This is a genomic window from Saprospira grandis str. Lewin, assembly GCF_000250635.1.
In the GTDB taxonomy this organism is placed as follows: Bacteria; Bacteroidota; Bacteroidia; order Chitinophagales; family Saprospiraceae; genus Saprospira; species Saprospira grandis.
In genome coordinates this window covers 3,236,421-3,261,765 of sequence record NC_016940.1, presented here as the reverse complement: position 1 = coordinate 3,261,765, position 25,345 = coordinate 3,236,421, and the positions used below count along the sequence as shown (strand labels likewise).

At 47.0% G+C, this 25,345-nt stretch carries 21 protein-coding genes; 9 read left to right on the top strand and 12 right to left on the bottom strand.

Annotation, left to right across the window (positions count from 1 at the left end; genetic code table 11):
- Positions 1-50: 50 nt before the first annotated feature.
- A complete protein-coding gene (locus SGRA_RS14390) occupies positions 51-812 on the bottom strand; it encodes an amidohydrolase (protein WP_015693490.1) in 762 nt (253 codons plus the stop codon).
- A gap of 234 nt (positions 813-1,046) precedes the next feature.
- A complete protein-coding gene (locus tag SGRA_RS14385) occupies positions 1,047-1,448 on the bottom strand; it encodes a hypothetical protein (RefSeq protein WP_015693489.1) in 402 nt (133 codons plus the stop codon).
- A gap of 80 nt (positions 1,449-1,528) precedes the next feature.
- Between SGRA_RS14385 and SGRA_RS14380 the strand changes: the two genes are divergently transcribed.
- Positions 1,529-2,611: a DUF3810 domain-containing protein gene (locus SGRA_RS14380; RefSeq protein WP_015693488.1), complete on the top strand. Its 1,083-nt coding sequence runs from the start codon at positions 1,529-1,531 to the stop codon at positions 2,609-2,611.
- Here the strand turns inward: SGRA_RS14380 and SGRA_RS14375 are convergent.
- The 6 genes from SGRA_RS14375 to SGRA_RS14345 form a co-directional block, all read right to left on the bottom strand.
- Entirely contained in the window at positions 2,608-4,179 is a 1,572-nt protein-coding gene (locus tag SGRA_RS14375; RefSeq protein ID WP_015693487.1) for a leucine-rich repeat domain-containing protein, read from the bottom strand. The genes SGRA_RS14380 and SGRA_RS14375 overlap by 4 nt on opposite strands.
- A 4-nt stretch (positions 4,180-4,183) precedes the next feature.
- Positions 4,184-5,257, bottom strand: coding sequence for a hypothetical protein (locus SGRA_RS14370; protein ID WP_015693486.1), 1,074 nt, complete (start codon positions 5,255-5,257; stop codon positions 4,184-4,186).
- A 641-nt stretch (positions 5,258-5,898) separates the two neighbouring features.
- A complete protein-coding gene (locus SGRA_RS14360; RefSeq protein WP_015693484.1) occupies positions 5,899-8,961 on the bottom strand; it encodes a M43 family zinc metalloprotease in 3,063 nt (1,020 codons plus the stop codon).
- Positions 8,962-9,286: 325 nt separating this feature from the next.
- Positions 9,287-10,555, bottom strand: coding sequence for a lipase family protein (locus SGRA_RS14355; protein WP_015693482.1), 1,269 nt, complete (start codon positions 10,553-10,555; stop codon positions 9,287-9,289).
- Between the two features lie 97 nt (positions 10,556-10,652).
- Positions 10,653-12,074 carry a hypothetical protein gene (locus tag SGRA_RS14350; protein WP_015693481.1) on the bottom strand — a complete coding sequence of 474 codons (1,422 nt, stop codon included), beginning with the start codon at positions 12,072-12,074 and terminating at the stop codon, positions 10,653-10,655.
- Between the two features lie 243 nt (positions 12,075-12,317).
- Positions 12,318-13,127, bottom strand: coding sequence for a DNA/RNA non-specific endonuclease (locus tag SGRA_RS14345; RefSeq protein WP_015693480.1), 810 nt, complete (start codon positions 13,125-13,127; stop codon positions 12,318-12,320).
- A gap of 162 nt (positions 13,128-13,289) precedes the next feature.
- Here SGRA_RS14345 and SGRA_RS14340 point away from each other — a divergent pair, with 162 nt between their 5' ends.
- On the top strand, positions 13,290-13,916 hold the full coding sequence (locus tag SGRA_RS14340; RefSeq protein ID WP_015693479.1) for a cytochrome c oxidase subunit 3: 627 nt from the start codon (positions 13,290-13,292) through the stop codon (positions 13,914-13,916).
- 400 nt (positions 13,917-14,316) lie between these two features.
- Here SGRA_RS14340 and SGRA_RS14330 read toward each other — a convergent pair whose 3' ends face one another.
- The 4 genes from SGRA_RS14330 to SGRA_RS14315 all read right to left on the bottom strand — a co-directional run bounded on the left by SGRA_RS14330 (position 14,317) and on the right by SGRA_RS14315 (position 18,609).
- Positions 14,317-14,628 (bottom strand): pseudouridine synthase, encoded by a 312-nt coding sequence (locus SGRA_RS14330; RefSeq protein WP_015693477.1) that lies wholly within the window; start codon positions 14,626-14,628, stop codon positions 14,317-14,319.
- A 153-nt stretch (positions 14,629-14,781) separates the two neighbouring features.
- A complete protein-coding gene (locus SGRA_RS14325) occupies positions 14,782-15,978 on the bottom strand; it encodes an IS256 family transposase (RefSeq protein WP_015691783.1) in 1,197 nt (398 codons plus the stop codon).
- 303 nt (positions 15,979-16,281) lie between these two features.
- Complete coding sequence (locus SGRA_RS14320) at positions 16,282-16,833, bottom strand: SixA phosphatase family protein (RefSeq protein ID WP_015693476.1); 552 nt, start codon at positions 16,831-16,833, stop codon at positions 16,282-16,284.
- A gap of 123 nt (positions 16,834-16,956) precedes the next feature.
- Positions 16,957-18,609, bottom strand: coding sequence for a T9SS type A sorting domain-containing protein (locus SGRA_RS14315; RefSeq protein WP_015693475.1), 1,653 nt, complete (start codon positions 18,607-18,609; stop codon positions 16,957-16,959).
- A gap of 274 nt (positions 18,610-18,883) precedes the next feature.
- Between SGRA_RS14315 and SGRA_RS14310 the strand changes: the two genes are divergently transcribed.
- The 7 genes from SGRA_RS14310 (at position 18,884) to SGRA_RS14280 (ending at position 25,209) form a co-directional block, all read left to right on the top strand.
- A complete protein-coding gene (locus SGRA_RS14310) occupies positions 18,884-19,966 on the top strand; it encodes a M42 family metallopeptidase (protein WP_015693474.1) in 1,083 nt (360 codons plus the stop codon).
- Positions 19,967-20,400: 434 nt separating this feature from the next.
- The gene (gene recR / locus SGRA_RS14305; RefSeq protein WP_015693473.1) at positions 20,401-21,009 is read left to right on the top strand and encodes a recombination mediator RecR; all 609 of its coding nucleotides are present in this window, start codon (positions 20,401-20,403) and stop codon (positions 21,007-21,009) included.
- 7 nt (positions 21,010-21,016) lie between these two features.
- Positions 21,017-23,029 carry a glycosyltransferase family 2 protein gene (locus SGRA_RS14300; RefSeq protein WP_015693472.1) on the top strand — a complete coding sequence of 671 codons (2,013 nt, stop codon included), beginning with the start codon at positions 21,017-21,019 and terminating at the stop codon, positions 23,027-23,029.
- Entirely contained in the window at positions 23,030-23,902 is an 873-nt protein-coding gene (locus tag SGRA_RS14295; protein ID WP_015693471.1) for a methyltransferase, read from the top strand.
- A complete protein-coding gene (locus SGRA_RS14290) occupies positions 23,895-24,146 on the top strand; it encodes a hypothetical protein (RefSeq protein ID WP_015693470.1) in 252 nt (83 codons plus the stop codon). Before SGRA_RS14295 ends, SGRA_RS14290 begins: the two co-directional genes overlap by 8 nt.
- Positions 24,147-24,191: 45 nt before the next feature.
- Complete coding sequence (locus tag SGRA_RS14285) at positions 24,192-24,407, top strand: heavy-metal-associated domain-containing protein (protein WP_015693469.1); 216 nt, start codon at positions 24,192-24,194, stop codon at positions 24,405-24,407.
- 13 nt (positions 24,408-24,420) lie between these two features.
- Complete coding sequence (locus SGRA_RS14280; protein WP_015693468.1) at positions 24,421-25,209, top strand: DUF3050 domain-containing protein; 789 nt, start codon at positions 24,421-24,423, stop codon at positions 25,207-25,209.
- Positions 25,210-25,345: the final 136 nt, after the last annotated feature.

Here is a 25,345-nt window from a genome sequence, read left to right as displayed (position 1 = left end):
AAGTTTTCACTCCCTTTAAGGCTCTAAATAGAATAATTCTATACAAAAGTCTATTTTGCTTGGTCCTTCAAGAAAGGGAGCCCTTTCCGTATAGCTAATAATTCATCTATAGATATCTTTATATTTTTTATTTGCTCTTTATCTTTTAACTGAAATAATATTTTGCCATCGGCAGCAATTAGGCTGCTGTAGCCAGAATAATACAAATCTGTACCATCAACCCCTACCCGATTTACGGCAGCAACATAAGCTTGGTTTTCTATTGCTCTTGCCTGAAGCAGCGCCCGCCAATGTGCGCTGCGCTTATCGGGCCAATTGGCCACATAAATGGCCAAATCGTAGCGCTCCTCTTGGCGGTTTCGGTTCCAAATCGGAAAGCGAAGGTCATAGCAAACAAAAGGACAGATCCGCCAGCCTTTATAGGCGATGATTATTTTTTCTTGGCCCGCCTCATAATGCAACTCTTCTTGGGCCATCGTAAATAGATGTTTTTTATCGTAACAGAGGTAATCGCCTGAAGGAGGCATCCAAACAAAACGATTGTAGTACTTTCCCCCTTCCTCAATAATGAGGCTGCCCGCCAAAACCGCCTCCAATGCTTGGGCTTTTTGCTGCATCCATTGCATAGCGGGCCCCATCATGGGCTCGGCCAATTTTTGGGGACTCATGCTAAAGCCCGTTGTAAACATTTCGGGCAAGATGATTAAATCACTTTCTTTGGGGGCCAAAGGCGCCAAAAGTTGGTCAAAATGGGCCAAATTGGCCGAAGCATCTTCCCAATGCAAATTTGCTTGGACTAAGGTAATTTTCATAAGCTGATGTTTTATGCAAGATAATTTGGCCCTCTGCGGCGGACAGGCGGCGAAGCCGCCGCAGGCTGAGCTGCCGAAGCAGGGCCGCCGAAGGCGGCAGACCCAAGGCTTTTGAAGCAAAGCGAAAAAGCCTGCAGGGCCGAGCAGGCTTGCGAGCTGCGAAGTGGAGCGACCTAAGCGCCAACAAGGCCCTTGGGCCGCAGTTGGCCGCGCGGGGCAGCCCCAAATTATACATTAGAAAGTAGCCAACTGCCGCTTGTACATTTTCCAAACCACCCAAAAGTAATACAAAAGAGGAAGGGCCAGCCCCAAGGCAAAATAGCCCCAAAAAGCAGGCGTTTCTACAGCGATATACTGCCCCAAAACCCACTGAAAACTGTAGCTAGCGTAAGCCATAAGGCCCAAGAGCAAAAGGGCCGAAATGCCCATCATTAGGCCCCTAGAAAAGCGCCATAGTTGGCGTCCTCTAGCCTCATTTTTTACGGCCACCTTATCACTAAAATAGAGTAACTTTTGACGGATATACAAGAGCAGGGGGAGCGGAAAAATGGGCAAAAGAAAGCCCGCCAAGGCAAAAATACCGCCTAGGTAAATCAAGCCCAAGAAAAAGGCTTTGAGCGCCAAAAGGAAATCCATAACTTGAGTATTATTGCTAAAGGGCGCTAGGCTGCCCCAAAATGAGTTCGTTTTAATCAGTTGTCCAAAATATAGAAAATATGCGGTTTTTCCTGAAAAACTACTTCCCTTTCCTGCTTGGCCTCTTGGCCCTTTTGCTAAGAGTTTTTTGGGGATTTTTTCCGGCCCATTGCGAGACCTACTACGCCAGAGGCCTCTTTTTATGGATCCGCCAAGGACTAGATGCGCTTTTTTCGCCCCTGCCTTTTGCAGCTTTTTATTTGTTTTGGGCCAGCTTTTTTCTTTGGGCCAGCTATCGGATTTGGGCCATGTTTCAGGCCCGGCCTTTTGGCAGTTGGCGAGCATTTTTAGGCTTACAGCTACGAGCCACCGCCAATTTCATAGGCCTAATTGTTAGTCTTTTTTTGGGCCTTTGGGGCTATAATTATGCAAGAATTCCCTTAGAAGAACAACTAAAATTGGCCGTTCGCCCACTTTCTCAAGAAGAAATGCGGGCCGAGGGCAGCCGAATACTTGAAGCAGTAGCCCAAGCCCGAGCCGAAATTGGTCCATTAGATAGTTTTGCTTTAGATAGTGCCATTTTGCCCAAAGATCTAGTGCCTCATCTGCGTACTTGTTTGGAGGCTGAGCTGGCCAAACTGGGCTATCCGCATCAGGCAAATTTTAGATTGCGGGCCTTGCAGCCCAAGGGCTTGGGCTATGGCTTTAATGCCTCTGGATTTTATTGGCCCTTTACGGGAGAAGCCCATATAGAATCGGCCCTACACCCTTTGCAACAACCCTTTACCATTGCGCATGAACTGGCCCATGGCTACGGCTTTGGCGATGAGGCTAGCTGCAATTTTTTGGCTTATTTGGCTTGTAGGGCCTCTCCCAATGCCTTTATCCGCTATACCGGCCAACTGGCCTATTGGCGCTACATTTTCTCCGAGCTAAAGTATAGTGACTACGGCTATTATCGCTATCTGCGAGCGCAAATCGACAGAGGGGTGCATCAAGATTTAGCCGCCATTTATGCGCAAATGGGCCCCTACTTTGAGTTTGTTCCAGGCCTACATGGCATTGCCTACGAAACCTACCTGCAAATGCAAGGCGTAGAAGAGGGCTTGGCCTCCTATGACCGCATGATTCTTTTGGTTTATGCCTGGGAAAAGCAAAACTAATCGAGTAAATATTGTAATTCTGGCCCAAAATGCGCCTTAATCTGCTCTTTTACGCCCTCTTTGGCCGCCCGATGCAAATAGAACCGAAGCTCTCGCAATTGCTTGAGTTGCAAAAAACTGCTGGGCAATTCTAAAGAGGGACTATAGACCGAAAAGCTCTGATAAAAGGAAAGGCGCTGCAAATTGGGCAGGCCAGCCCAGTTTTCTGGAAACTCCTCTAAGAGATTGTAAGAGAGGTCCAAATCCTCTAAATTGGGCAAATCAAATAAGGAGGCGGGCAGAGCCGTAAGGCTACAGTTTTTTAAGGACAAGGCCCGCATATTCTTCAATTGTCCCAAAATATGAAGCCGCTCTCGGTCTACCTGCTTCGCCCCTTTCGAGAGCTCGTCTTTTTGTTTGTAGTAACTGCCCACCAAGCCTAGGCGGCACTGACTAAGGTCCAAAATCTCAATATCAAAATCGGCAATTTCAGCGGGAAGATGCTCTAAATACTGCCCAGAAAGGTCCATGGTTTTGGCTTCTTCCTGATAAAAATGGGCCAATAAGCGACGTTTTTGCTCCGAGTCTTCGCTATAGCGAAGCAAAAAAGCCAAGCCCTCTTTGTTCTGCTCAAAAGCCAAGGCGGCCATGGCCAAGGGCTGCTCTAAGGGAAGACGCTGCCCTACAGGCAGCTGAAGCTCGCTAAAATGCGGATAATTATGAAAGGGCGTATAGGCTTTGAGGCTCTGCGAGGGCCGTTTGTAATTGGCCAAGCCTAGTTGCCGCAACTTTGGCGCGCGACAAAATTCTTCGGGCAGGGCCAAGCCCCTTTGCAAATTTACCTGGCAACTGCCGGTCAGTTCTAAGGCTTCTAGCTGAGGAAGCTCGGCCAAAAAGCTGGGAAATTGCTTGAGGTTATTGCGGCCTAATTCTAGGCGCTTGAGCTGCTTGAGCGACAACAACGCCTTGGGCAATTTACGCAATTGATTACCCGATAGCTCTAGGACTTCTAGCTGCTCTAGCTCGGCAATTTCTGGCGGGAGGCGGCGCAAAAAATTATCATTGAGCCGAAGATGCCGAAGATTTTTATGGGCCAAAACGGCCAAGGGAAACTCTTCTAGGCCCGCTTGAGAAAGGTCGATCAAATCGCCCTTTTGGCAAAAACTCAAATCTGCATCGGCCTTTCGGCCCCCATCCAATAAATAGTAGGCCCCCAATTTATGGTCCTCATAAAGCCATTCGGCCAATAGCTTGGCAGGCAAATCGGCCTCGGCCTCGCAAAGATGAAGCTGCTGGGCCAAGGTCTTTTCCTGAGAAGATAAAAGAAGCGATCGGCTAATCTGCTGCCAATAAAAATCCATTACCCCCGAAGCCGCTAGCCTCGGATTGGCCCGCAGCAAACGCTCGGCCGCCTCGGCAATGGAAGCAGTAGGCGCAAACTGATAGACATAAAAAAGGGCGGCCAGCAGCTGGGGAGGCTGCGGCCCTTCTGCCAAAAGGCTAAAGGCCAATTCTACATTTTCGGGCTGCGAACTCCGCAGCAGCAGTAATAAGTTGGCCAGTTCGTCGGTAGTAAATCGATTGGGCATAAGTTTATTGTTGAGGAGCCTGGGGAGCCTCCGTCACTAAGAAAAAGTCATATGGACGTAGCAGCTTTTGCAAAACGAGATTCTGGGCCAAATAAAAATGATCCTCATCCCGATCGACAAAATATCGAATGATGCGCTCGCGCAAACCCGGACGACCATCGCCACGATCATAAGAAGGGTTAATCACCGGATAAATGCTCAATTGCTCCTTTTTTCCATTCTCAAATTCATAGCGCAATTGGGCAAAAGGAACCGTTTTGACAATAGAATCCCGCAAAGGCGCATCATAAATCAAACGCTCGGCCCCCATGAATTCCATTTCCTCCAAATAGGCCGAAATATACTCTTTTTTCAATTGCCCCTGGGCTACATCCTCTCCATTGGGCATCTGGTATAAAGGACGCAATTTATAGTCCTCTCCCCCATTGCAATCAATGTGAAAAGAATAGGGCCGCTGCTCTGGCGAGTAATATTCCATCTCTAACCAAGCTATTTTTTTGGGGTTGATGCGCAACATGGCCTTATCTCTCAAAGCCTCTTCTCTACAAGTATAGCGGGTGTCAATACTGCCCGAAAACTTAGGCAAATAGACCATATAAGGCACCTCAGAACCTTCCATGACCGCAAAAGTAGCCTGCCCGGCATCGGCTGGACCACCAATGTAGTAGGTCCGCATTTTTTTATCTTGTTTGTTGTAGAGCTCTACCTTGATGCCAATACTTCCAATCCCTTTGAGGACCGAATTGACCGAAGGCGCAGGCACTCGGTTTCTGGCCCTTACCTTTTCTACGGTCTCCATCAAGTTGTTAAAGGCATTGGGGCTAGGCCGAAAAACCTTGCCCGTCGCCTGATTGGTATAGGTCCAGCTGCCATCCGACTGCTTTTCAAAAAGGGCCTGATTGCCCTGCTTATCGGCCAAAAAGATTTTATGCAAAACCTCCCGAGCATTTTCTACCGCAAATTGCGTATGCTCTACCTCTGCAAAGCTGTCTTTGTACTCCTCGCGCCCTTGCCAAAGCCAATAGGCCAAGCCCAATAAGATGATTAAAATAATGGCTAGTAATCCGATCCGTTTCATGTTTCATTTTTTATATAAGCTCCAAAGATAAGCAGCCCAAGGGAAATCTAAAACCCAAATATCTTCCTTCTATTTTTCTTAATTTTTTGGGGCTGCCCCGCCCTGCGGGCGGGTCGGGCCATTGCGCAGCTCGCAGGTCTGCTCGGCCCTGCGCGGGCTGCGCCCGCTGGGTCTGCCGCCTTCGGCGGCCCTGCTACAGCCCCTCAGCCGCGGGCCTTCGGCCCTTTAAAGCGGTATTGCTACGCAATAATATATTGATGAGGTCCAAATCTGCGCCCTACAGGCGCGAAGCGCCGCAGGCAATAGCCAGATTTAAACGCACTCACTTTTATAGTTTGCAGCAATTTCCCGCTAGTCGGCCCTATTTTTCTCGGCCATAGCGAAGGCTATGCCCTTAAAAAATAGCTGGCCTAGCCAAAAATTCATAGCAAACTATGGCCAAAGCAGCGCGATTAAATCTGGCTGAGGGATGGACAGCAGTGGCCCGCAGGGCCAGACCGAAGCGCGCAGCGCTGAAGGGCCGAGCGAACAGCGAGCTGCGAAACAGCCCGACCCGAGCGAAGCGAGTGGGCAGCCCCAAAAAAAAACAGCCCAACAAAACTGTTGAGCTGTCTATTTAATAATCAAGCCGTAGCTGCCTATTATTGTTTGACAAAGCGGCGGTGGTAATTTTGTCCGCCTTGCTGAATGCGCAAGAAGTAAATTCCGGCGGCCAAATCTTGAAGTGGGAACTGGAATTGGTTCTCCCCTTCACTCACGCTCACTCTTGTTGGAGGCGTAATTTGTCGGCCCAAAGCATCTACAATTTCAATTTGGATTTCACTATTGTAGTTGCTGTAAAATAGCAGGTTAATTTGCTCTCGGGCGGGGTTGGGTTGTAGGCGAATGGCCTCTAAAGTATTGCGGCGCATATCGAGTACACGGACCGAAGAGTAGTAAGTGCTGCCATTATCAAAATGCTGCAAGAGGCGATAATAATTATAGCCATTGAGCGGCCGTGCATGAACTTTCTGGTAGCTAGCAGCTTGGCCTTCTGCCGTAATTTGGAAAAGATCTTCAAAGTCAATTCCATTTGCAGAATGCTGTAGGCTAAAGCTATTGCAGCCTTCCTCGGCGGTTGTTTCCCAGCTTAGCAAAGCTTGGTCTCCGGCTCTTTTGGCCTCAAAAGAGAGTAGGTTATTAGACAATAAAGTGGGACTAGGATCCCCAAAACCAAAGCCAGAAAAGCCAGTGCTAAAGTTAGCCGAAAGCGTTACGCCATTGGCCCCAAAGCTAGCTATAGTTGCTGGAACATACTCGATATTATAGCTCGCATAATTGCCAGGCGTCACATCTGAAATTGGATTATTGGCCACCTTTACAATTTTGAGATCGGCTCTTGTTTTTCCAGTAGCGGCCTCCCAAGCGGCAATTTCTGTTTCTGTAAAATAGAAAGTTGCGTTATAGGTTCCTGAAGCATTATTGCTAGAGGGATCTAGATAGAAGGTTTTGGCCATTAGGGCATTGGCCGCAAGGAGATCAATGAAAGGAGCTGTAGGTCCAGCATTACTCGCCGTAGAGCGGTCTACCTCTAGGGTGGTACAACCATAGTCCCAGGCCGAAGTATTTTCAATGCTTCCCATCACATTAGAAGTAGCGGGATCGTAGAAATACACCATATTGTTGGGCCCAAGGGGAAGGTCATCATTATTGGCCGTATTTACAGCCTCTTGGATATCCGTATTAAAGGTAGCCTGCAAAAGGATATTATCTAGGGCCATGCCATACATCCAGTCGCCGCCATCGCTATACTCAAAGCGAAGCATAAGGTTATTTTGGCCAAGGTAAGCATCTAGGTTACTATTGACGGTTACCCAAGGTGTGATCCGAAGACCATTTCCACCATTTGTGCTAGTATTGCTTAGCGTTAGGAGGGGAACAAAGGGACCAGCGGCGCCATTGGTAGAAATAGATACAATGCCAGTTTCGGGGGCTTCATCGGCAAAAGCATGATCAAAGCTAAAGGTTGTAGAATTAGCATTTTGCAAGCTAAAGACGGGAGAGAAGAGGTAATCTGCAGACTTATCGCAGGCATTGCAGCCATCATCATTGGTATAGGCAAAAGTAGTTGCATTGCTGTTGTCGATGGTCCAATATTGACTAGAAGCTGTAGCGGCAGTACCTAAAGAAAACATATTATTTGCTGTATTTCCAGAGGTAGTAAATCCGCCAGCACCAGATTCAAAGTCTACGTTAATAACATCAACTAATTGGTTGGCGATAGGCGCATAATCGTCATCTTGGACCGTAAATACATGTTGGCGATTATCGGTTGTCGTAATTGCGGCATCGCCTACGGTGCTTAGATTCATGCCAATAGTAAAGTCTTCAGTTGCTTCAATAATTCCATCATTATAGATACGAACCGTTAGGGTTTGGGTGTTTTGTTGGCCAGCTAAAAAAGTGACTGAGCTAGGAAAAAAGTCATAATCTTCGCCTTGGGTAGCCGTTCCAGAAGGAACAAAAGTAATCACCGCATCATCAGAAGGAGGAAGAGCAATATTGAGATCTAGGGTAAACTCCTGAAAATTACAATCGGTCCCTTCGGTTACTGCCGTTTGGTCCAAATCAAAGGCAATAGTTGGAGTTGGAGGTGCACATTTGGTAGAGCTAGCTAGTTCCATCCGACGAGGCGAGTTATTCATGACCACGACCATCCTTGCTTTTTGGTCGGCAGTAAAGTTATTCATACAGGCATCATTGGAATAATCCATATAGTTCTCGACCAAATCTGTAGTCCCACAAGAAACATGGCCCGTAGCGCAACCATAGTTAGGGTCATCTGATTCGGGAGTATCTGCACAAAAGTCATCTAAAGTACAATCTCCATCGCCCCAGATATGGCGAAGGCCAAGCCAGTGGCCCACCTCATGAGTAGTTGTTCTGCCCAAATCGTAGGGTGCGTTATAGGTTCCGCCGGGCGCAATCGCCGAAGAACCAAAGGCACTAAAAAGCATCACCACACCATCTGTATTTGCGGCACCACCATTTGCGGGCATTCCTCCTAGGCCAGAGGCGCTAGGAAACTGAGCATAACCAAGAAGTCCATTATCAGGTGCCACAAAACGGCAGGTCCACATATTTAGGTACTGAGTAGGATCCCATTGTGTGTTAGGCTTAATCGTATTTTCTAATTGGTTTCTAGTAACCCCTGTTTGTCCAATATTTACACGGTTAATTCCAGTTGATGGTCCATTTGTTTCATCATATTGGGCCATACAGAACTCGATCTCCACATCTACCCCAGATCCATCGCCAGGAGTCCCCGCCAGTTTTCGGAAGTCCTCATTCATCACTTGAATTTGTGACAAGATTTGCGCATCAGAAATATTTTCGTCTGTGCCTACGGGGTCGCCATTATGTAGTACATGCACCACCACGGGAATTCTATAGACCACTGATTTGGCCCCGCTTCTAGCCGCTTTTTGTTTGTATTCCGCTACTTTAGGGGCAATCCAGCGTTCAAAATCTTCTACATAATTTGTTTTGAGCTGCTTGCGCATGCGTTCAGCTTCCATTTCAACAGTGGCGCAGCGAATATGGCCAGAGGGCGTGCGTTGAAAACTAGTTTGATTTTGGGCAGCTCGGGGCGCGTTGGCTGGTTTTTGGGCCAAAAGACCTGTAGTCAGTCCGGTAAAAAGAAGTAATGTGTAGAGTAATCTCATGAACGTTAGTTTTAGTTAGACAATTGAATTTTGCTGATTTTTTGACCAAAAGTCAATGTAAAAGTAAGTAGTTAGGGCATTATATAGCAAAATTTAAGGCAATAAAAGCCCCCTTTTACAGATATATTATTTTGACCAACCTAAAAAACAGCAAAGGCTAGCATTCTAAAAAAAGCCCTAGCCATTTTATAAATGGCTAGGGCTTCATTTTGTTACATCTTTTTAGTCTCTTTTTTTAAGCGAACCCAGTATTTTTTGGACAAGGCTCAAAACCTTAGTTTTGGGCCTTTTTCTAGGGCAGAGCTGCTAGCTCTAAAATAGCCAACTACTTAGAGCCTGGCATGCCAGATTTTCCGCCAAAGTAGAGATAGGGAAAACTATCGTCTACTCCGGGTAAGACCTTCTTTTGCTCTTCGGTGAGCTGCTCATAGGCTGCTTTTACGTAAAACTGCGGATTATGATACCAAACGCGAATAGGCAAGGCCGGCAACCAAGCATTTTCCATTTCCTTTTTCAGGCGAAGTTCGCCCAGCGTTCTTTTATCTCTAAAAGGGTGTTTATGAAACTTGAAAGGAGAAAGCGGAGTATAGCGTTCTCTTACATTTTCATGCAATTGATAGCCCCCAAGATCTTCAGCATCAAACCAATGCCGCTGCCCGCAATTGGTGTAGCCCGGCGCCCAAAGGATACTCACGGGGTCAAGATAATACTCAAATCGGTGGACCTTATTCGGTAGTAGCTGCGCTAGTTTTTCGGCAAACTTCTTATTTCCAATGGTTCGGGGAGAAGCAAAAGTATAGACATTTTGCACGGGCAGGCCAGCCGATTTTAGATAGGCCCCCGAAATAATAGCCATAGCGCCCCCCAAACTATGTCCAGTAATCCAGATAGGTTTGTGTTTAAACTCTTTTTGCTGTAAGGTTCGCATCAACTCATCTCGAATCAGGTCAAAGCTCTGCCAAAAGCCCTTATGCACCTTAGTATTGATGAGAAAGCCCCCCGCTTGAACCAACTGAATTCTGAAATCGGTCCCCTTCCATTCGCTCCATTCGTTTTCTTCTACTTTATCGGTGCCTCTATAGACCAAAACGACTGCTCTAGGCGTATTGACAATCATCAACTCGGGATCTAACCCCTGATCTTTCTTGCCCCCCAAATAGGCCATTTTCCGCATAAAGTGGAAAGTACTCTTGGTCTGCGGAGGCTGCTCCTCTTTCATGCCCGTTAACTGCCGGGGGTAATCAAAATAATGAGCAAAGCGCAGCTGAAAAGCCTCCTGAAAATTGTCGTCATTAACTGCTGCATATTGCTTGATCCACTCCGAGTCTGGAATGCTGTCTACTGGCTGATAGCCATTTTCTAGATAGCGCAGCTGGTACTCCATCCGCTCTAAATACATCAGTTCTGAGAACTTGGCCAAAAAGAATAAATTGATCGGAGAAATGCCTTCGGCCTTGGGCTCAAAAAATCGGAAGGCCCCTTTTTCTTGCTCTCGGGGCTGAAACTTAAACTGCAGTTGGGCAAAACTGCCAGTAGGGAGTAAGAAGACTAAAAATAAAAGATAGTGTACAGGCGCTAGTCCTTTGGTTTTCATTGATTTATTGTTTTTCCATGCTATTTAACTTCGGCCGTTTGCCTATCAAAAAATGTGCCCCTATTTAAGTTTTTCTTTGGCTTTTTTGGCCTATCGGTTAATAGTCAAACTCCATGCTTTCTAATGGAAAACCAAAGGCCCCTCTCTCCTGAATATAACGCGCTACACGATCCGATAACATGGCCTCCCAGCCTTCTTCTGCTGCCTGTATTTTGCGTAGGGCTTCTCTAGAGCGAATATGTAAAACATCCTCATTATAGCCTTCTACATCTCGAATCTGCCGCTGGTCTAGCAAATGCTGATAAAGGTTGCGCATACCTTCTGGAATGGGCAAATTATGCGTTTGCAACAGCTCTCCGCTGCCTTCCTTGAGTTCTGGATAGGCATAAAGAGTCACATTGCGGGTAAATACCTCGCCAAAGGCCGTGAGCAGACGCCCATCTTTATTCCGCTCATATTTGCCCGATAGCAAGCTAAGCAGCAAATTGTTTTCAAGGACCAAACCCAAATGCTGAATCCGATAATCAAAGGCGTACTGAATGAGCTTGTGGTAGCGGTCGCAGTCGGTAATCATTACATACTGCCCCAAATGATTGAGCAGCCGCGCCCGTTCCAAAAAGTTTTTCTCATCGGTGGTGTTTTCTTCTCCCTGCAGACTATCAAGGGTCATCTCGGTCATGACAAAGCAGTCCATAGCCCGCCGACTAAAGTCGGCCCTAAATTGCGCCGCCGAGGCCCGAATCATATCTAGGCTCAGTAAGGTAGACGGATTGTAGTTGCCCCGAACCAACAAGAGGTTTTTCTTATACAAGAATTCCGAAATATGAACGGGCTGCCCCTTCTTATCAAAAACAGCCACATCGGTTAGGTTTTGCTCTATTAAAGATAAGAGCAATAAGCGGTTGTCAATATGTTCAAAATCGGGCCCTTTCATGCGTACCACATCAATCCGAATCCGGTCCTCCAGCTTATCGAGCAAAGAGGCCAAAAGCTCTTTATAATCCGCATGATAGCGATAACAGGCATATAATAAATTTACCCCCAAGATGCCCACCGCCTGCTGCTGCAAATTGGCATTGCCATCCTGCAACTCTATATGCAAAACAATTTCATTGGGCTCTGCATGCGGACTCAACTGAAAGCGCATGCCCATCCAACCCTGACCCTTAATGGTGCGGTGGTAATTGATGGTGGTAATGGTATCGGCAAAGGCAAACAAACAGAGGTCGGGCCGCTGCCCACTCAATCGATCCAACAACAACTCATACTCATGGTCTAGCATTTTATACAATCTCGACTCGCAAACGTAGCGGCCAGAAGGCTCTCGCCCATAAATGTCATCACTGACCACTTTGTCGTAGGCCGAAATCGTTTTGGCGATAGTCCCCGCCGCAGCGCCTACCTTAAAAAAATATCGAGCCACTTCTTGCCCCGCCCCAATTTCGGCAAAGGAGCCGTAAATCCTAGGGTCGAGGTTGATTTCTAGGGCTTTCTGTTCGGTTTCTAAAAATTGACGCATAGTTGTAGTATTAAGGCCCTGAATATACAGTTTTGCTGAAAAAAAAGAAAGGTTTGTAAACCGAGTTTACAAACCTTCTAATCACCAAAAATCAATCAAATTCTAACGCTTGTATTAAAGAACCAAAAGCGAATTGGCCCCAATACTGTCGTTTTCTATTAGCTAAGATAGAAGCATTCTACATAAATGCAAAACTTTTGATAAAAAAAAAGTTTTGTTCTTTTTCTCTGCCCCAAATCCCCTCTATTCCTTCAACCAATCGCCTAGTTCTTTCTGCTGTTCTAGAGCATCTGCCTGCTGCACCGATAGTTTAGGGAAAAAGTTGAGGCCCGTCTTATTCTCTAACTCCCGAATACTCAAAGCAAAGCTGCTTAAGTCTGCATCCGACTTTTCATTAGCCAACAAAAAGGCAATGCTCTTCCGAGCCTTTAGGTCTACAATGACTTTGTAAAAGGCCGAAGGCACCAAGATGTCTCCCGCAATTTTTGGAGCATCCACAGGCAGTTGCGCCGGCAAAACAGGCCCAGTAATGACCAATAAATCGCCTTTCTCTAAGGCCCAATCTCGCAAATCCCCCTCTAGCTTTTTCCAAATCCCCCGATTAAAACTGGGGTCCTGAGGCGATACATTAGATAAATAAAAGCTTTCGTCCATGGCCTTGGGATCAAAATCCATATCCTCGGCCGGAATCAAATGCCCCCGATCAAAACCCGAACCCCGATAATCAGCATCGCTAGCCGTTTGCCCTTTTAATTCAGGGTCCTGTATAAAACCAGAACGCCTAGGCGCCCGCTCATCCGCTACCGACTGGCTGTCGATCCGATACATGGCCCATTCCGCATTTTTGGCATCCAAACGATAGGATAGCTGATAAAATTGATGACGCACCAATTGCCCCCCCTGACCCGCTGGCAGATCTGCCAATAACTGCTCCGCTGTCCAAAGCTGCTCTTCTGCCGCTGGGGCCGGACTAGCGCCCCCTGGCGCCTGCGGACTAGGTTGACAAGACCAAAGACTCAATAATAAAAAGCCAAATGCTAGTAATCGATTCATAAGTTCTGCTTTTGCGTTGGGCTGCCCCAACTCTTTTCTTATATGTTTGTTAAGAGGCAAACATAAGTTATTTTTCTCAAAGCTGTCTTCTGTGATTCTTGTTGCTTAAACTCATGGCAGCCCTTTGTTTATTTTGACCTCATTTTTCAACTGCACCAACTTATGGCCAATAAAAAACAGTACCCCCAAGACCAATACGAAAAGCCGGTCTTTAATCTCCCCTACCAAAAAATTTATCTCTACCTCCTTTTGGTAGGCCTCACGTTCCTCTTTGTCGCCTTTGCCATCGGCTATGTCTATACCCGCTCGGCCAATGAGGTGGGCCAGGGCGTTTACCTACCCCCCATTTTTATCGCCAACTCGGTTTTGCTCCTCCTCAGCAGCCTGACCATCAAGGCCGCCAATACAGCCTATAAAGAGGATGAAACTAAGAAGTACCAAAATGCCCTCAACCTGACCTTTCTGCTCACGGCCATTTTCTTGGTCATGCAGGTACTCGCCTGGACCCTCTACAAAGATGCCCTGATGGGCGAAAATATTGGCAATGGCAAACAGTACCTATACGCCCTCTCGGGCCTGCACTTTGCCCACGTTTTTGGCGGCCTGCCCTTCCTGCTCTACTTTATGTATGTGGCCTCGGTCCGCATGAAAGAACCCGTTAGCGTATTGGTCTATTTCTCCGACCCCGCCAAAAAACTCCACCTAGAACTCCTCACCGTCTATTGGCATTTCCTAGATGCCCTCTGGATCTTTCTCGTCCTCTTTTTCCTCCTCAATATGCTGTTCTAACTGCTGTTTTGGGGCCTCCGCTAGTGGTTTAAATGCGGCGGTTACTCCCTTCGGTCGTCGAACTGCGAACTAAAGTTCTTGTTGTCGTTGCGCAGCTCGCTGCTGTTTTGGGGCCTCCGCTGCGGCTTCGCCTTGCGGCGCTACGTTCCGCAGCTCGCTGTTCGCTCGGCCCTTCGCCGCTTTCAGCGGCTCGGTCTGGCGCTGCGCGCCACTGCTGCACATCGCTAGGCCAGATTTAATCCCGCTGCTTTGGCCATTGCCTTCGAGCCTGTAGGACGCCATGAATAAGTCCGCTCATTCTATTTGATTTAACTGCCCCTCGAGCTAATCGAGGGGCAGTTTTTTTTTGAGTCTGTTTAAAATTTTGTTTTTCTCCTTTTTGCTGCCTAGGGACAAGCCCCTAGGCGATGATTGGCCTAACTAGTTTACCTCCAGACCGAACTAGTTCACCGCCAGACCTAACTAGTTTACCGCCAGACCTAACTAGTTTACCGCCAGACCTAACTAGTTTACTTCCAGACATAACTAGTTTACTTCCAGACACAACTAGTTTACTTCCAGACATAACTAGTTTACTTCCAGACATAACTAGTTTACCTCCAGACATAACTAGTTTACTTCCAGACATAACTAGTTTACTTCCAGACATAACTAGTTTACTTCCAGACATAACTAGTTTACTTCCAGACATAACTAGTTTACTTCCAGACATAACTTTTGCCTTTTTTCATTTTGTTGCGTTTTTTCAGTTTTTAACAAAGTGCTAACAATTGGGCATAAAAAAAGGCGCAAAACGGGACTGTTCAGGATTTTGTGTATCAGAATAAAATTTGGTCAATAGAGACTAGGAGGCGAGTGGTAAAATTTAGATGACCCGGTCAGGGAAACAGACACAAAGCTGGCTGAAAACTTTGGTCCAACCAGCTCGTTTGACCTTCCATCGTTTTTGAATTTGCATAGCGGCTAAATAGATAGATTTTATGGCCGCAGCATCATTTGGAAATGAGCGTTTGTTATTGGTATATTTTCTCAGGCCAGCATTAAAGCCTTCAATAATATTTGTGGTATAAATAAGCTTTCTGATTTCTTGAGGATAGTATAAAAAGACAGTGAGATTGTCCCAGTTTTTCTCCCAAGATTTAATGATGTAAGGATAGCGATCACCCCATTTTTCTTCAAAATCTTGAAGCCGATTTCTGGCCTCAGCTTCATTAGGAGCTGTATAAATGAGCTTAATATCTTTGGCCACTTTTCTTCTATTAGAGGCTTCAACAACCTTCATAGAATTGCGAATTTGATGGACCACACAAATTTGATGAGCTGCCTGAGGAAAGACGGCCTCAACGCTTTGGTCCAAGCCAGCTAGATTGTCTGAGCAGATAAATAAAACATCCTTTACCCCTCTTGTTTTAATGTCATTCAAAGTTGTGGCCCAATTTGCAGCAGTCTCTTTTTCAAAGAGATACATGCCAATAATGTCTTGATAGCCTGCTAAATTAACCCCAAGTACAATCATGCAAACCTTGCTTTTAATCTGCCCATCCTCTCTAATTTTATAGTGAATCCCATCAATCCAAAGAATCGCATACTTCTCATCAAGAACCCGATTTTGCCACTCTCGAATACTATCTAAGAGGCTATTAGTAATGGTTGTAATTTGACTCTTAGAGTACTGCTGACCATAAATTTCATCCATATACTCTACTATATCAGACAGGCTCATACCTTTAGCATACAATAGTGTAATCACACTCTCCAGCTTAGCCGTCATCGATTTGTGTTTGGGGACTGTTACAGGGTCAAATTTACCCTCTCGATCTCTTGGTATTTCTATTTGTAATTTGCCACTTTCCGTCTTGATCTTCTTTGAAGAATGGCCATTTCTGCGATTTTCTCCTTGGACTTCTTCGCCACGAGCATACCCTAAATGCGCTGACATTTCTCCTTCTAACAAACTTTGAATTCCTCGTTTTTTGAGGTCATCTGTTAGCTTGTCTAGCTCCTCAATGTTCTTCACATCTCCTAGTAGGCGGTTTAATAACTCTTCTTGTTTCTTGTCCATAGCGGTACTTTTTTTCTAAGTAATTAAATTGATATTAAACCTCCTAATCTTTACCCCTTTTTTAGCCCATACACAAAATTTTAAACAGTCTCCGCAAAACCTAGGTTTTGCGCCTTTTTCCTTGGCCGAAGCGGGAAATCTAGCTTAGAAATAGCTGTTGAGCGGCCCAGCGCTGCGGAGCGGGTGGCCGCAGGCCAGACCGAGCTGGCGCAGCCAGCGAAGGGCCGAGCAGACTTGCGAGCCCCGCAGCATAGCGGCGGCCAACTAGCATTCAGCTAGTTGGCCGCGGGCCCCAAATTATTCCTAAAATTCTTTTTCTTCTAAGGGGGGCTGTAGATCTAAATCTAGTTGTCGGTACTTCTTTTTATAGAGCTTGGGGTAATCCCAAAAAGCGAACTCTCCATTGCTGCGGTCTAGTAGCTGCCAATCATTGATACTAAAAATGGTTAGGCTCAGGCCGGCCGTGGGTTGGTTATCGATGGGCGTTGGCTTGAAGGCATTGACCCAGTTGGTGGCGCTAGTATTGTGGCCCACAACCAGGACCTTATTGATATGATTGGGCAACTCTCGGAGGCGTTGGTAGACCTGTGGGAGCTCGGCCTCATAGAGGCGATAACTAATTTCGATATCGCCAGCGGGGCGATTAAGGGCTTGGCAAAAATGCAGAGCCGTTTGTTGGCAGCGCTCTGCTGGAGAGCAGAGAATATGGTCCAGCGGCAGCTCTCTGCGCTTAAACAACTGGGCCATGAGTTGGGCGGCCTCCTCTCCTCTGGGGTTGAGCGGGCGATCAATATCGTCTAGTTCGGGCTGTTCCCAAGAAGATTTGGCATGGCGTAAAAAATAAACCCACTTCACAGTTATTGTATTTTGGTTAGGGGGCGAATATCTTAAAAAAAAGAGAGGGCACAAAAAAAGCCGCCTCCTTTGTCGGGAGACGGCACTGAAAGCTATTGTGTACAGCTTTTTAAGATCTATCTACTATTGCTTGATGAACTCCTTAACCGCAATTCCTTCGCTAGTGGCCAAGCGGATAAAGTAGACACCAGCAGGCAAGTCGTTGATATTGATTTGCTCCGTTTGGTTTTGAGCGCCATTCAAGCTAATTTCCTGAAGACGTTGTCCACGGATATCGATCAAGCTAATTTGAGCATCCATTTGCTCCTCTAGAGACAACTGAATATTGAGGTAGTCCTTAGCAGGATTGGGGAAAACAGCCAAGCTGTTTTGGTCCAATTGAGCAACAGGCGTTACTGCCGTTCCTGCCATAAAAGCAGCTTGATGTAGACGGATAACGGGGCGGTAGCCACCAGTAAATCCACCAGGATAGAGACGGTCAGTATATACCGTAGAACCTAGGCTAATGAAATCTCCAGTTCCGCCATAAGTAAAGCGAGGAGAAGTAGGAATTGTGCTATCCCCTTGGTATTTTACCACAAGGAGGTACTGGGTGTTGGCGGTCAAAACAACAGTATCGGCTCCATCATAGACGTCGTACAAACGATCAGTGATAATTGTATTGGGTAGGGTATCAGCAGCAGTGATGAAGTGCCGAGCAGCACCGACAGGTCTATAAGTAGAGTAATCTGCATCTTGACCAGTAGCGCCAGTAATATCATAAAGTATGATATCGAAAAAACGGCCAATAAACTCAGAACCATTGTCTAGTGCAAAAGAAGCCCAAGCTGCGGAACCACCATTGGGACCAGCGATATAAGCATTCCCCATATCAAAGCGGTAGCCAGCATCGGCAAAGCCTTGGTCAGTTACCCCGATCCAAGTGAACTCATCTTCATCGCCTTCATCAAGTGTAAAGCTATGCTCTGTAATGCGGAAGTTTTCAAATACAGTATCATTAGCCAAAGAGCTAAAGAAAGCCATTTGATACATCCCCGTATCTACAGGCGTATAAGTCTGTGTGAAAGTTACATTAACAGTAGTATCGGCATCAATAGTTAGGGTTTCTGTCAAAGTTTGAGTAGCCCCAGCAGGATCAGTTACAATAGCGGTAACTGTAGCACTAGCAGAAGAAGCGCTAGCATTGATTACATCTACATTGATTCCATCTAGCGTTTGGATGTGGTCCTCTGGCGTACCATAGGCAAAAGTACCTACCGCATTAGCGATAGCAGGCTTACGGAAAGTCATGCTTACAGAGTCGCCGGCAGTAATGGCATTGGCCAAAAGCTCACAGTCTTCATAGCTCAACATTACCGTGGGGATGGTTACCGAAGCACCAGAAGTACCTCCGGCCATGTTAATTACACCACCACCGGGCTGGCTATTACAAATCACACAACCAATAGCTCCTTGAGTTTGTGCATTTAGGGCCTTTAGGCTAAAGTTACAAGCGCCACGGCGAACAAGGGCGATCTTGCCCGTCAAATCATTGACTACAGAGTCACAAGAAATAGAATCGCCTACTGCAGTTCTGGCCCAAACGGCCTCTCCAGTTACACTTGCAGCCAAAGAGGTAGGTCCCCAATCCGACTGAAAACCATAGATATAAGAACCCGCCAAGTTAGAGGGCGAGTTGACCTCTACCAACATGGGGTGCTCCAACTGCTGGGCAGATAGACCGAAGCCCATAAGCAGGCAGGCAAAAAGAAAAAGTTTCTGTTGTAGAATTCTCATAATAGATTGCTGTTTTGGTTTTAAAATCGCAGTAATATATGCGGTTCGTTTGCCTTAGCAAGATAATTTATTCTGTTTGATTTTAAAAGCCCTATTGTCTTAAAGTTTAAGTTTCCTTAACTTTTATTTTACAGCAGCCGCCTAAGCTGCTGCAAACTAAGGCTTTATTTTTTTGTTTTATCTGTCCTTGCCAATGAGCGGGAAAAGCTTATATTTAAGCTTGTTTTAGATCAAAAATCAAGGCCCTAAGGGCCTCATCAAAATGTCACAATTTATGAATATTATCACGCCAGCTTCTGAAGAATTTTTGGCCAAATACCTCAACAATGCTTCGCCTACGGGCTTCGAAACCCCTGGCCAAAAACTTTGGCTAGATTATATTAAACCCTATATCGATGAGTATTTTGTCGATAACTACGGCACCGTAGTGGGTGTGATCAACCCCACTGCCGACTACCGTGTGGTCATTGAGGCCCATGCCGATGAAATCTCTTGGTTTGTGCATCAAATTACCAAAGATGGCTACCTCAAAGTGATTCGCAATGGCGGTTCTGACCACATGATTGCCCCCTCCAAACGTGTCAATATCCATACGCCCCAAGGGATTGTCCGCGGCGTTTTTGGCTGGCCCGCTATCCATACTCGCCGTGGCGAGGATGCTAAATTGGCCCCCAAACTCGACAATATTTTTATTGATGTGGGAGCCGATTCTAAAGAAGAAGTAGAAGAAATGGGCATTCATGTGGGTTGTGTGATTACCTTCGACGATGAGTTTGAGGTCCTCAATGACCGCTTTTATATGGGCCGCGCCCTCGATAACCGCATGGGCGGTTTCTGCATTGCCGAGGTGGCCCGTTTGCTACATGAGGAACAGGTCAAATTACCCTTTGCGCTCTATATCGTCAATGCCGTTCAGGAAGAAGTGGGCCTCCGCGGTGCTCAAATGATTGCCAACCGCATTAAACCTCATGCGGCTATCGTCACTGATGTTTGCCACAACACCCACACGCCCCTAGTGAGCATTGCCAAACATGGCGATATCAAGGGCGGAGATGGCCCCGATCTCACTTATGCCCCTGCGGTGCACAACAAATTGCTCCAGCTTATTATTGAGGCGGCCCAAGAGAAGGAAATTCCCTTCCAACGCTCGGCTTCTTCTAGAGTGACGGGCACCGATACCGACGCCTTTGCTTACTCCAACGCAGGCGTGCCCTCGGCCCTTATTTCACTGCCCCTCAAGTATATGCACACCACCGTAGAGATGGCCCATAAGGAAGATGTCAAGCATGTGATTCAGCTCATTTTTGAAAGTCTTCAGAAGATCGAAAACCAGCATGATTTCCGCTATTTTCATTAAGGAATGAATTTTTTGGGGCCTCCCCTAGGGCGCAAAGCGCCCTAGGGTCCTTCCCTTTCGCAGCTCGCAGGCCTGCTCGGCCCTGCGGGCTGCAGTTCGTTTAGCCCTGGGTCGGCGGCTGCGCCGCCCTGCTACAGGCAAGTAGGCCGCTCATCGGGCTAGTTCCCTTTTGGGCGGGCGGCTTCGGCCCAATTAACTATTAAAAGGCGCGCAGCGCTGCCTTATTTGGCTGAGGGATGGATAAGGGTGGCCGTTAGGCCAGACCAAGCGGGCGTAGCCCGCGCAGGGCCGAGCAGACCTGCGAGCCCTGACACAGCCCGACCCGACCGCAGGAAGGGGCAGCCCCAAATTCTTCTCCTCGATCTGCACAAAAAGAAAACTTACAAATTTTGTATCTTGCGCCCATTCTAAAATTTCTTTGAAATAAAGTAGCGATGCCCCTTTCCTCTCAACTATTAGAAGAAGGCGTACAAGCCTTTAGCAAACTGCCGGGTATTGGCCGCAAAACGGCCCTTCGTTTGGCCCTACACCTCTTGCAAGCCGAAGAAGAGGAGGTGGTTGATTTTGCCAAGGCCCTGCTCGATATGAAGCAAAAGATTCAGTTTTGCCAAAAATGCCATAATATTTCGGACCAAGAAATCTGCAGCATCTGCCAATCGCCTGCCCGCAGCAAGCAAGTTATTTGTGTGGTAGAAAGCATTAAGGAGGTCATGGCCATTGAAAACACCCAGCAATTTCAGGGAACCTATCATGTTTTGGGGGGGCTCATTGCGCCCATTGATGGCATTGGCCCCGACGAACTTGAGATTGCCTCTTTGATAGAGCGCATTGAAAAAGATGAGGTAGAAGAGCTAATTATGGCCCTGAGCCCTAGCATTGAGGGCGATACTACCGTTTATTATATCTCTAAGCAGCTAGAAGGCAAAACGATTAAAATCTCGACCATTGCCCGAGGGGTTTCTTTTGGTGGAGAGCTAGAATATGCGGATGAGCTGACCTTAGGGCGTTCTATTTTGGGCCGTTTGCCCTACAAACAAAGCTAAATTGAGCATGAAACTGAGCATTGTCATTGTCAACTACAATGTGAAATATTTTTTGGAGCAGGCGCTCTTGGCCGTTCGTAAGGCCGCCAAGGGCTTAGCCGTAGAGGTTTTTGTGGTAGACAACAACTCAGTAGATGATTCTGTGCAAATGTTGCGGGAGAAGTTTCCTGAGGTCAAGCTCATGGCCAATAGCCAAAACTTGGGCTTTTCTAAGGCCAACAACCAAGCAATTGCGCAAGCCAAGGGAGAATATGTGCTTTTGCTCAACCCCGATACCGTTATCCGAGAAGATAGTTTATCGGCTCCCTTGGCCTTTATGGATGCGCATCCTGAAGCAGGCGGTTTAGGCGTAAAAATGATTGATGGCAAGGGCTGTTTTTTGCCCGAATCTAAGCGGGGATTTCCTAGTCCTGAAGTGGCCTTTTACAAAGCCTTTGGGCTCTCTAAGCTCTTTCCCAAATCCACTCGCTTCAATCGTTATCATTTGGGCTACCTCAGCGCCGATGAGACTCATGAAATTGAAGTACTTTCGGGGGCCTATATGCTTTTGCGCAAATCTGTTTTGGAGCAAATCGGCTACTTGGATGAGGCCTTTTTTATGTATGGAGAGGATATTGACCTCTCTTATCGGGTGGTCCAAGCGGGCTATAAGAATTATTATTTTGCGGGCACCACCATTATTCATTATAAGGGAGAAAGCACCAAAAAGGGCAGCTTGAATTATGTCAAGACCTTTTATAATGCCATGATTATTTTTGCCCAAAAGCATTTTGGTGGTCCTCAGGCTGGGCTTTATGTGGGCATGTTGCGGGCCGCCATTTATTTTCGGGCCAGCCTTACGCTTTTGGCCAATTGGAGCAAGCGCTTGTTTCCCTTATTATTGGATGCTTTGCTCATCTTTATTGGCCTCTTTTTGCTCAAAGATATTTGGGCCAATCTCCGTTTTGATGATCCCGATTACTTTAAGCCCAGCTTAATCTACTTTAACTATCCGCTTTATATAGGCATTTGGCTGACCACCGCCTTTTTTCGTGGGGTCTATGACCAAAAGCTCAAGGCGGGACAACTGGTCTCGGGCTTTGCCTTGGGCAGCCTGCTCATTGCGGCGGTTTATGGTTTTTTACCCTCCCATCTTCGGGCCTCTCGTATGCTGATTGTACTGGGCACGATTTGGGCCATTGGCAGCAGTTGGAGCTGGCGCTATCTCTTGGCCCTTTTGGGTAAGGGACCATTAGAACAAGGCCAACAACTGCATAATGTAGTCATTTTGGGCAGCTTGTCGGAAAGCGAGCGCGTGCAACGCCTACTCTATAAAGCTAGAGTGCAAAATAACCTCATTGGCACCGTAGCGCCTAGCGAATCTGAGGCCGACTTCAAGCAGTTTTTGGGGGCGATCTACCAACTAGAAGAGCTGGTCCAAATCTATAAAATCAAAGAGATTATCTTTTGCGCCAAAGACCTGCGGGCCGAACAAATCATTTATTGGATGAACCGCTTGGGACCAGAAGTCGCCTATAAAATTGTGGCCGAAGACAGCCTGAGCATTGTGGGCTCCAACTCCAAAAACTCTGCAGGCGACCTCTATACCCTAGAGCTGGGCTTCAAGATTGCCGAAACCATGGCCAAACGCAACAAAAGGCTGTTGGATTTGAGCAGCAGTTTCATTTTCCTGCTTTTTTCTCCTATTTTAGCTTGGAGCTGCGCCTCTCCCCTCGGCTTTATCGCCAATGCTTGGGCTGTTTTTTGGGGCCAAAAAAGCTGGCTGGGCTATGCCAAGGGAGACAGCAAACTACAGCATCTGCCCAAGCTCCGCCCTTCAGTCCTCTCCCCTGCCGATAGCCTGCCCCAACTGCCCGATGAAGAACACAGCCTCCACCGCATCAATCTATTTTATGCCAAAGACTATTATTGGTCAGAAGATGCTCGGCTAATCTGGGAAAACTGGCGCAAATTGGGCCGAAAAAAACAGCCAGCACAGTCCCGCAGCCAGCCGCTGCCATCTACTCAAAAACAAGACTAAATGGCCAAGAACTATCGGGCCCAACTGATGGCCCACCCCAAAATCCCGATCAGCCTTTTCGACTTTCTAAGCGAAGAACTGCAGATTTCTCGCCGCTACCTGGCCCTTTGTGTCGGTGCCGATGCCCTACAACTTATTAAGCATTGGAAAAAACGCCTGCATCTGCTTTGCCTGCTCCTGCCCGATCAGGCCGCCATCTCCCTAGCCGAAGAACTAGACCCCAGCCAAGAAATATGGATGCAAAAAGGCGATTTAGCCCAACTTCCACTAGATGATGATAGTATCGATATGGTCTGTATTCTAGACCCCCTGCCCGCCTCCCCTGCCGCTTGGAAAAAAGAACTCCAACGCCTGCTTCGCCTCAATAGCTATGTTTTTGTACTCAGACACGAACTAGAGGACCAAAATGAACGCAGCTTTTCTTGGGCCTTTAGCCAGTTTTTCAGACAATTACACGGCCCAAACAGCTACCCCCACCTCCCCCAAAAAGAAAACTTTGACCAACTTTATCCCAGCAACTACAAAGCCCAAAGCTTTGCCAATCAGCTCCGACTCGATTGGCCCCTACTAGAAGCCCACTACCAAGCTTGCCCCCAAGCCTTTGGCCTAGAACAAGAAGAATACGAACGCGCCCGAAAAGGCCTGCGCATCCTCTTTGAACAATATCAACAAGATGGAAAAGTGGTCCTCAACTACCAAACAAAACTCTACTACGGCCTTTTCAACCTCTATACCCCAGCCATCTCCCTGCGCAAAAATATATTTTTTCAACTGCTCCGCCCCTTTGCCTTTCTCTTCTACCTACTCATCAAATTAAACCTCTACTTTTGGCGAACGATCTACAAATTGCAAAAAAAACAAGCTGATGACTAAGCAAGATTTACAAAATAAATGTCGTGAACTTATCGAAAAATTATCCTACGAACACCTCGAACAAGTGCATGACTTTGGCAAAATGCTCCTAGAAATGCAACAAAGCGAAGAGGAGTTTAATAACCACTTTAGCATAGAAACCCAAGAGGAAAACCCTCAGCCCCCCAATGCAGAACCCCTAGCCGATCCCCTAGATAAATTGCTGCTACAACACCTAAAAGACGAAAATCGAGATATTAACTAAACCAATTTCTCCTTTTTCTATTCTACTCTAAAAGTACGCTCTAAAATGAAGAAACTCGTTTTTAAAACCAGTTTGCAGTGCGCCAACTGCCAAGCCAAAGTGCAAGATGAACTCAACGCTATTCCCGGACTGAATTGGCGGCTCGACCTAGCCGATGCCGATAAAAAACTCTATGCGGAAGGCGATGATATCAAAGCCGAAAAAATTATCGAAACCATTGAAGATTATGGGTTTGATATAGAACTTATTGACGAAGAATAATCTATACCACTTTATGGCCAATCTACCCAAGGAAATTCAGGCCCTTCAGGCCAAAATTGCGCCCATCGAAGCGCAAATTATCCAACACCCACTCTATAAAAGTATCCAAAAGCCCGAAGAGCTGCACCCCTTTATGCAGCATCATGTGCTGGCCGTTTGGGACTTTATGTCGCTGCTCAAAGCCCTGCAAATTGAGCTGACCTGCATGCAGCTCCCCTGGCGCCCAACAGGCAATGCCGAAACCCGCTTTCTCATCAATGAAATTGTGGTGGGCGAAGAGTCTGACGAACTGCCCGATGGCAGCCATATTAGCCATTTTGAGCTCTATCTGCAGGCAATGCAAAAGGCCGAGGCCGATCTAGGCCCAATTCAAGCCCTGCTAAAGGCCCTTGAAGAAGGCCAAACGGTAAAAGAAGCCCTGCAAACTGCCAAGATTCCCGAGGGCGCCCAAAAGTTTGTCAACTTTACCTTTGAGGTGATCGCCACAGGCAAACCCCATATCATGGCGGCCGTTTTCACTTTTGGCCGCGAGGACCTGATCCCCGATATGTTCCAAGCCATGGTAGACGACCTCAACGCCCGCTTTCCCAACGACCTCAGCCTCTTTAAGTATTATCTAGACCGCCACATTGAGGTGGATGGCGACCACCACAGCCACCTGGCCCTCTCTATGACGGCCCAACTCTGTGGCCAAGATCCCGAAAAATGGGCCGAAGCCGAACAATATGTCCTCCAAGCCCTGCAAATGCGGAAAATGCTCTGGGATTCTGCCTATGAAGCCATTATGGCCGTGCAAGTCTAATCCTTTTTTGGGGCCTCCGCAGCAAAGCTGCGGCGCTACGTTTCAGGGCTCGCAGGTCTGCTCGGCCCTGCGCAGGCTTCGCCTGCTGGGTCTGGCCTAACGGCCACCCTTACACATCGCTAGGCCAAATGGAAGT

What these genes read in the sequence shown, in the direction of transcription:
- SGRA_RS14390 (WP_015693490.1), bottom strand. Translation starts at nt 812, where the DNA reads ATGAAAATTACCTTAGTCCAAGCAAATTTGCATTGGGAAGATGCTTCG.
- SGRA_RS14385 (WP_015693489.1), bottom strand. Translation starts at nt 1,448, where the DNA reads ATGGATTTCCTTTTGGCGCTCAAAGCCTTTTTCTTGGGCTTGATTTAC.
- SGRA_RS14380 (WP_015693488.1), top strand. Translation starts at nt 1,529, where the DNA reads ATGCGGTTTTTCCTGAAAAACTACTTCCCTTTCCTGCTTGGCCTCTTG.
- SGRA_RS14375 (WP_015693487.1), bottom strand. Translation starts at nt 4,179, where the DNA reads ATGCCCAATCGATTTACTACCGACGAACTGGCCAACTTATTACTGCTG.
- SGRA_RS14370 (WP_015693486.1), bottom strand. Translation starts at nt 5,257, where the DNA reads ATGAAACGGATCGGATTACTAGCCATTATTTTAATCATCTTATTGGGC.
- SGRA_RS14360 (WP_015693484.1), bottom strand. Translation starts at nt 8,961, where the DNA reads ATGAGATTACTCTACACATTACTTCTTTTTACCGGACTGACTACAGGT.
- SGRA_RS14355 (WP_015693482.1), bottom strand. Translation starts at nt 10,555, where the DNA reads ATGAAAACCAAAGGACTAGCGCCTGTACACTATCTTTTATTTTTAGTC.
- SGRA_RS14350 (WP_015693481.1), bottom strand. Translation starts at nt 12,074, where the DNA reads ATGCGTCAATTTTTAGAAACCGAACAGAAAGCCCTAGAAATCAACCTC.
- SGRA_RS14345 (WP_015693480.1), bottom strand. Translation starts at nt 13,127, where the DNA reads ATGAATCGATTACTAGCATTTGGCTTTTTATTATTGAGTCTTTGGTCT.
- SGRA_RS14340 (WP_015693479.1), top strand. Translation starts at nt 13,290, where the DNA reads ATGGCCAATAAAAAACAGTACCCCCAAGACCAATACGAAAAGCCGGTC.
- SGRA_RS14330 (WP_015693477.1), bottom strand. Translation starts at nt 14,628, where the DNA reads ATGTCTGGAAGTAAACTAGTTATGTCTGGAAGTAAACTAGTTATGTCT.
- SGRA_RS14325 (WP_015691783.1), bottom strand. Translation starts at nt 15,978, where the DNA reads ATGGACAAGAAACAAGAAGAGTTATTAAACCGCCTACTAGGAGATGTG.
- SGRA_RS14315 (WP_015693475.1), bottom strand. Translation starts at nt 18,609, where the DNA reads ATGAGAATTCTACAACAGAAACTTTTTCTTTTTGCCTGCCTGCTTATG.
- SGRA_RS14310 (WP_015693474.1), top strand. Translation starts at nt 18,884, where the DNA reads ATGAATATTATCACGCCAGCTTCTGAAGAATTTTTGGCCAAATACCTC.
- recR (WP_015693473.1), top strand. Translation starts at nt 20,401, where the DNA reads ATGCCCCTTTCCTCTCAACTATTAGAAGAAGGCGTACAAGCCTTTAGC.
- SGRA_RS14300 (WP_015693472.1), top strand. Translation starts at nt 21,017, where the DNA reads ATGAAACTGAGCATTGTCATTGTCAACTACAATGTGAAATATTTTTTG.
- SGRA_RS14295 (WP_015693471.1), top strand. Translation starts at nt 23,030, where the DNA reads ATGGCCAAGAACTATCGGGCCCAACTGATGGCCCACCCCAAAATCCCG.
- SGRA_RS14290 (WP_015693470.1), top strand. Translation starts at nt 23,895, where the DNA reads ATGACTAAGCAAGATTTACAAAATAAATGTCGTGAACTTATCGAAAAA.
- SGRA_RS14285 (WP_015693469.1), top strand. Translation starts at nt 24,192, where the DNA reads ATGAAGAAACTCGTTTTTAAAACCAGTTTGCAGTGCGCCAACTGCCAA.
- SGRA_RS14280 (WP_015693468.1), top strand. Translation starts at nt 24,421, where the DNA reads ATGGCCAATCTACCCAAGGAAATTCAGGCCCTTCAGGCCAAAATTGCG.